The organism is Nitrosospira multiformis (assembly GCF_003050865.1).
GTDB classification, from domain to species: Bacteria; Pseudomonadota; Gammaproteobacteria; order Burkholderiales; family Nitrosomonadaceae; genus Nitrosospira; species Nitrosospira multiformis_E.
The window spans coordinates 1-6,583 of sequence record NZ_QAOK01000052.1 but is presented as its reverse complement, the minus strand read 5'-3'; the positions used below and the strand labels follow the sequence as shown (position 1 = coordinate 6,583).

7 protein-coding genes are annotated in these 6,583 nt (G+C 51.9%); 4 read left to right on the top strand and 3 right to left on the bottom strand.

From position 1 onward, the window contains the following. Window positions 1-230: 230 nt before the first annotated feature. Window positions 231-1,847, bottom strand: coding sequence for a dihydroxyacetone kinase subunit DhaK (locus tag C8R21_RS14950; protein ID WP_107763408.1), 1,617 nt, complete (start codon window positions 1,845-1,847; stop codon window positions 231-233). A gap of 398 nt (window positions 1,848-2,245) precedes the next feature. Between C8R21_RS14950 and C8R21_RS16200 the strand changes: the two genes are divergently transcribed. Together C8R21_RS16200 and C8R21_RS14940 are read left to right on the top strand one after the other, a co-directional pair. Then, entirely contained in the window at window positions 2,246-2,638 is a 393-nt protein-coding gene (locus tag C8R21_RS16200) for an RsbRD N-terminal domain-containing protein (RefSeq protein ID WP_219906693.1), read from the top strand. Continuing rightward, window positions 2,581-3,366, top strand: coding sequence for a sensor histidine kinase (locus tag C8R21_RS14940; protein ID WP_219906692.1), 786 nt, complete (start codon window positions 2,581-2,583; stop codon window positions 3,364-3,366). The genes C8R21_RS16200 and C8R21_RS14940 overlap by 58 nt, the downstream gene beginning before the upstream one ends. A 336-nt stretch (window positions 3,367-3,702) precedes the next feature. Here the strand turns inward: C8R21_RS14940 and C8R21_RS14935 are convergent, their stop codons facing one another. Next, complete coding sequence (locus C8R21_RS14935; protein ID WP_074976095.1) at window positions 3,703-3,912, bottom strand: cold-shock protein; 210 nt, start codon at window positions 3,910-3,912, stop codon at window positions 3,703-3,705. A 646-nt stretch (window positions 3,913-4,558) separates the two neighbouring features. Here C8R21_RS14935 and C8R21_RS14930 point away from each other — a divergent pair. Continuing rightward, window positions 4,559-5,050, top strand: a complete 492-nt coding sequence (locus C8R21_RS14930) for an SRPBCC family protein (RefSeq protein ID WP_107763406.1) — start codon at window positions 4,559-4,561, stop codon at window positions 5,048-5,050. Between the two features lie 70 nt (window positions 5,051-5,120). After that, window positions 5,121-5,573: a PAS domain-containing protein gene (locus tag C8R21_RS14925; RefSeq protein ID WP_107763405.1), complete on the top strand. Its 453-nt coding sequence runs from the start codon at window positions 5,121-5,123 to the stop codon at window positions 5,571-5,573. A gap of 63 nt (window positions 5,574-5,636) precedes the next feature. Here the strand turns inward: C8R21_RS14925 and C8R21_RS14920 are convergent, their stop codons facing one another. Next, a complete protein-coding gene (locus C8R21_RS14920) occupies window positions 5,637-6,197 on the bottom strand; it encodes a lipocalin family protein (protein WP_258192445.1) in 561 nt (186 codons plus the stop codon). Between the last annotated feature and the right edge of the window lie 386 nt (window positions 6,198-6,583).

Sequence of the window (6,583 nt, the reverse complement as noted above, 5' to 3'; positions counted from 1 at the left end):
GGCCCAGACGTGAATGCCCTGGGCGCGCTTTACGCTTTGCACCACCAAGCCATCGATCCCTAGGATAGAATCGATTGGGGACATCGGTATTGCCTCCATTAAACGTGTTCTTCGTAAAAACAAGTCTAATGAATACCCTTGTCCCCCGTTAATGATGAAGAGCCCCGCCATCCATCGTGTAAATACGCGGTTTTAAGGTAAGTCGGAATTTATACCCACCATTTCTAAAATTAGGCCAGGTGTTCAAACAGTCGCGCGACCGCCTCAGCACCTGGATCAGCGTGACCGACCAAATGCTTGGCATTGACATAGGAAGCGCGGCCCGCATTCGCCTTGCTCATGTGGGCAGTGCGATCGGCCCCCGCACGCGCGGCTTTCGCCGCCTCGGGCAAGCCCTCTTCCAGGGCATCAAGGGCCGGCGCAAGGGCATCGACCATGGTCCGGTCACCCGGACGTGCCCCGCCAATCTCCTGCATTCTCCGCAACCCGGCCTGCAACGCTTCGCGCATTGGCAAGCCGCTTGAGGCGGCATCGCCCGCTGCGGCGAAGAAGATCGCGAGGAGTACACCGCACGAGCCTCCCATGGTTTGGGAAAGCTCCAAGCCAATGGCTCGATAGAGCTGGGTATGGTCGGCAAGCGGCAATCGGTCCACGGCGCTGATCAGGGCGCGTGCCGCGCCGGCTAGCGTGCTGCCGGTGTCGCCATCGCCTGACTTCGCGTCGAGCGCGTTGAGGTCGTTCTCGGCGGCGATCAGAACCTCGCAGCAACTGGTCAGGAACTCCCTGGTCGGCCTGTGCATCGAGGGCATCGGAACGACAGCCCTCAGGCCGTCCGGAAGCGCCTGAATCGCGACCTGGCCTAGCCGGGAGACCCCTGGCCATGCCGCTAGCGGCGTGTGCTGCTTGAGCAGGGCGATCTCGGCATCGTCGGCAGGATAGGCCGAAATCGAGAAGCCATGCATGTCGAGCGATGTCATCATGGCCGCCGGCCCGATGACGTGGGTTATCCGCTCGCCAATCGCTGACCGCCGGATTTCGTTGAGGATGATCGACATCTCGATGACGGACGTGCCGCCGAGATTGTTGACCATAGCGACATGCGGCTTTTCTTCCATTGCAGCTGACAGGCGCTCGACCATGGCAGCGACAGCTTCGCTCGCGTCCTTGAACTCGACCTGCTCAACCCCGGCTTCACCGTGGATGCCAAGCCCAAGCTCGGCCATGCCCGGCGGGATGCGATCCTCCTTTGGAGAACCTGGGATGGTGCAGGTATTTAGCGAAATGCCGATGCTTTTTGTCTTTGACACGACCTTGCGCGCGGCCGCGGCGACGTGCGCCAAGTCGGCACCATTCCCGGCCAACGCGCCGGCTATCTTGTGCACGAAAAGCGTGCCGGCGACGCCGCGGGCTTGGGGCAAGTCGGGCAACGCCACATCATCATCGACGATGACTATCTCGACATTCAAGCCAAACTGGCGAGCCCGTTCGGCCGCCAGCCCGAAATTCAATCGGTCACCGGTATAATTCTTGACGATGAGCAGGCAGCCGGACGATCCCGTCACGGCAAGGATGCCTGCCAGTACCGCGTCGACTGTCGGCGAGGCGAAGATGTCGCCGCACACCGCAGCCGTCAGCATCCCTTCCCCGACGAAACCCGCATGTGCCGGTTCGTGACCCGATCCGCCTCCCGAGATCAACGCGACCTTGGACTTATCCCAGTCATTGCGTACGACCACCCGTATATGCGGATAGCCGTCGAGCCGCGCCAGCTTACCGCCAGACGCCGCGACCAGACCATCGACGGCTTCGGTGACGATGCTTTCTTTGGTGTTGATGAACTGGGCCATGTTTTCTCCTATCTGACTGAATTTTTGCTGGATCAAAAAGCTGCGTACGCAATATCCGTTGCTCAACCCGGGTATAAATGCGCTCGTGTCACTTGAAGATATCGTTTCGCTGGTCGCTGAAAGAACCGGGCAGTTGACAAGCTATTTACTACCCAATGTTTTGCATTATGCTGATGCTGTTTGCCAGGATCGTATGGCAATTTTTAGCGAAGCCTTCCGTTAAAAAGGGCGCACTTACGAGTTACGCGAGTAACCCTGTGCTTGTTTTGCAGCCAAGCGCGTCATTAACGGCTATGATGTTCATCCGCAGTTCACGTGGCATTCAAGCTTCCTCACACAATTTTTTTCTAATCTTCAAAAGTCATTGATTGCGATTAGCCGATTTTATCAGACGCGACATGGAGGCCATTCTTGTGGCCTGGGAGGCCTTTGCCGCCATCCAACTGCCCGCCGCCAGGCACATGAAGCCGCTCGCTTTGCGCGACCACGCCCGGGAAATTCTTCAAGCCGTGTCAAAGGATATTTCCACTCCACAAAGCAGGGAAACTCAAACTGAGAAATCATTGGGCCTGGCGCCAATATCGAGTGGCGCGCCGGAGACCGCTGCGCAAACCCATGGCTTCCTGCGCGCAAAAAGCGGTTTCGACATCAACCAACTGGCTGCGGAGTACCGCGCCTTCGCGCCAGCGTTCTTCGTCTATGGGACAATGACTCTCAGTCGGAAAGCATGCATTTGGACGGCATTATTCGCTTCAATGAGGCAATTGACCAGGCGCTTGCCGAATCCGTGACTTTTTACAGCGCGCAAGTCGATCAGGCCCGCAATCTGTTTCTTGGGATGCTTGGACATGACCTGCGCAATCCGCTGCACACCATCCAGATGACAGCATTCTATCTGGCTGCACTCAATGCTGACGCTAAAGTATCGGAAGCTGCGGGCCGTTTGATCAACAGCGGCCGTCACATGCAAGCGCTACTCGACGATCTGCTTGATTTCAACCGTACCAGCCTCGGTCTAGGTATCAATATCACTCCCGGCGATGTTGACCTGAGCCAACTGTGTGCTGGCGCATTGGACCAGTTGCGTCCAGCCAATCCCGGTCGGAGGATTGATCTGGAAGTGCATGGCGATACTTGCGGCAGCTGGGATAGTAAACGTCTCCAGCAGTTACTCGGCAACCTGGTGCGGAATGCGATTAAATACGGAGCGCCGGATGCGCCGGTGTATGTGGACCTGAATGGGGATACCGCAGGCGTTGTCCTTGAAGTCAGGAATAGCGGGCCTGTCATCGAGCCATCGGACCTCGACCGGATCTTTGATCCTTTGAAGCGGGGTTCCGATAACGAGAACAACCGCGATGCGGATGGGAGTCTCGGGCTGGGACTGTATATCGCGCGAGAAATCGCCAGGGGCCATGGCGGATCGATCGAAGCCCGGTCAGACGAGAATGAAACGGTATTCACCGTGAGATTGCCGCGAAGCCATTACATTGAGTATGAAACCCGGGAGCAACTCTGAAGGCAGCGGCTGAATAGCTTCAATTTCGGTGTTGCGGGATATATGGCCAAGCCTGCCAACTACCCGCAATTCATTGAAGTTATGCGGTCAATCGACGCGTATTGGACGATCAGCGAGATACCCTGAAACTGATCCAGAATATTCAACGGCAAAAAAAGCGGGTGACATGACTTATGCGCGGCAAGGCTCATCCACTCCAGCGAAGTGCCGCAGGAGGATAACCGTAAATAGTAGGAAGTTCGGGGACTGAGAATCTGGCGCGGGCTAACCGCGGGGACGTTACAATTTCTTAAACGAAAATCCCAAAACAGGATTTTCGTTTGCTTTGCTGACTTTTTACTGGGGTCTAATATTCGATGCCTGTAAACCCTTGGGACCGGTTATCACATCAAAAGTGACACGCTGGGCCTCTTGCAGGGTTTTGAAGCCTTCACCCACAATTGAAGAGAAGTGGGCAAACAAATCTTTTCCGCCTTCATCTGAAGTAATAAAGCCAAAACCTTTATCATCGCTAAACCATTTCACAATACCAGTTTCTGTTGCCATGTCATTTCTCCTTAATAAAATTCCACTCACAGTGATCTGTAAGTGATCAGTCCGTGAATATCAAGGGAAAGAGTCAACCAGAGGTATCGTTTTACAGCTTGAATCCAAAAGACCTACTTCAGGATACACGCTATCTGAAAAAGGTCAAACTTTATTTCGCATAATCGCCTAACCGGCAGTCAAGACCATACGGGAGATCCGAGTCCGAACAGACGGCTCATATACAAGAAACTGGCCAGCCATCCTGGCCTGAAGTATTTGATTCTCAAAGGTTGGCGAAACCCCGCTATAGGACTGACAGAAATATCCCCTTATCAAGAGATGATGCGTAAAGCCATGCATGGAGGCAGCGCAGCCGCGACGACCAGGCACACATGGCCCACCTGTCTCCAGCAAAATTTGAGGGGTGGTATTTCGGGAGGCATCCCAAGCGTTCGCATTCGTGGCCAAGTCGATATCAGTGTGGATTGTTTGACCAAGGAAGGCAACTACCCTTCCTTTTCTATAGTCATAACCACCATTCTCACTCTTCTTGAACGCCACTCCGTCAGAGAACCGAGCTTCTTCTGATATGCTCAAGTCTGACGCCGAAAAAGCACTGTACTACAATGCCTTCTATGCGAAAAAATAACGGAGGAAATGATTAATGCTTGGCATGTTTAAGGATACTCCTGTGATCGGGAAAGCAAACGCCTTGATTCAACGGCCTCCTCAGGATATTTTTGATTTTGTTGGTGCTAATTTCCTCACCAATTATCCTCGATGGTCACCAGAAGTTGTCGAGTTGAAGCCATTAACTGATGGACCTGTAAAGGTGGGAACTATGTGCCACCAGGTTCGGGTCGACCAGGGTAGACGTTCGGAATCGACGTTCAAAGTCATGGCATTTCAACCAGGGCAGCGTATATGCTTTGAAGGAGTATCCAACCCCTACCGGTGCGATTACGTTTTTGAGCCATCCAATCCCCCCTCTGCAAGCCGCATCACTTTTACCTTCGAGCTGCATAGTCTGGAGATGTTCATGAGACCTTTCGAGAAACTTATCCGTATAGCGGTACAGGAGGGAGCTGAAAAAACTGTAAGAAGTATTAAGAAATTAGTTGAAGCGGAGATCGCGGATGTGCCTAATCGGACCTGATCGCTAGTGAATGTTGTTTCCTCTCTGGAGGAATACTTTCAGTAGAATAGAAATAGTATAGGAGAGAATAATGTTTTTTATGGATGATAAAGACCCGGGATTAATTCCTCGAACTCTATGCGCTATTCTGGATTCTTGTGTGAATGGAGTAACGTTAGCGGATCCTGACCTGGAAGATTTGCCATTGGTTTATGCCAACAACGCATTTGCGGTGATGACGGGATATACGCAGGAAGAAACCATAGGAAAGAATTGCCGTTTCTTGCAAGGCACTGATCAGAAACAAGAGGAAAAAGGCCTCATACGCAATGCGATAAAAAATGCACAGCCCATAGAAGTTACACTAAGGAACTATCGTAAAACCGGAGAGTTGTTTTATAACCGCTTAGCCATTACCCCGTTGTTCGATTCGGAGGGGCGGGTACTTTATTATCTGGGCGTGCAATATGATGTCACCAAGCAAGTTCTCGCGGAGAAAGAAATAGAAAGGCTAAAGGCTCATATTGAGTCCCTCACAAAATAGTCAAATTGGTTCTTTCGTTAGACTTCTTTATCTTCTTAAAAATGGCAAGGGCCTTTGATCATCTCATGCGTCCTTTTCGCCATCCTTCTGCAACATTGTGCCGCCGCAGCGAGCCCCGTGTTCCACATAAATAAGTTTGGCTGTATCGAAGCCAAGCATATCAGCCTTTTTTATGAACCTGGCCAATACCTCATCTTCGACACGAGGTGCTCTTGCAAGAAGCCATAAATAACTTTTATCCGCTCCGCTCACGAACGAATACCGATAATCCGCTTCATTCACCTCGAATATCACATATGAACCGTAAAATGGACCAAATAATGACACCTTGAGATAGCCAATTTCGGGACTTTTCATAAAATAGGCTTTACCTTCTGCCTTTCGCCACTCTCTTTTTTGTGGATCATATCCGCGGTTCAGGACCCGGAGGCCCCCATCATCACGGAGGCTATAATTAGCCGTAATGCCGCACAAACCTTTCTCAAAGGAATGCTCCAAGCGTGCGATTTCATACCACTCTCCCAGGTATCGCTGGACTTCGAAGTTCTTGACCGGGGTAACCTCCGTGGGAATCCCAGTGCATCCCCCCAATATCGTCGAGCCCGCCACTAATATTGTAAGCAATAATTTTTCCATTCAAGGCCCTTTAATATCCATGTTAAATGGCAGTTAGGCCATTGTTCGAACAGATCGCTCCCTCATCGGGGCATTCTACTCACTCAAACTTCCCACCATGATTTGTCAGGATAGAGTCTGTAGCTCTAGCTGATGGGTGTCAATTAATAATAATTAATTAGTCTAACTTGACATAAAAAAAGGAGAAAAGTGTCAGGCAGGGAATCATATTGAGGTGTACCGCAACCAGTTTGGCTTATGGCCGCGGTGAAGAATATGCTGACAGCGATAAGGCTAAGAGTGAACCGCCCCGGGTTTTGTAGAGGCTCCAACATCTGAGAGAATGGAGCTATGAAGAAACAGAACAAGTTTTCCCCCGAGGTACGTGAGCGCGC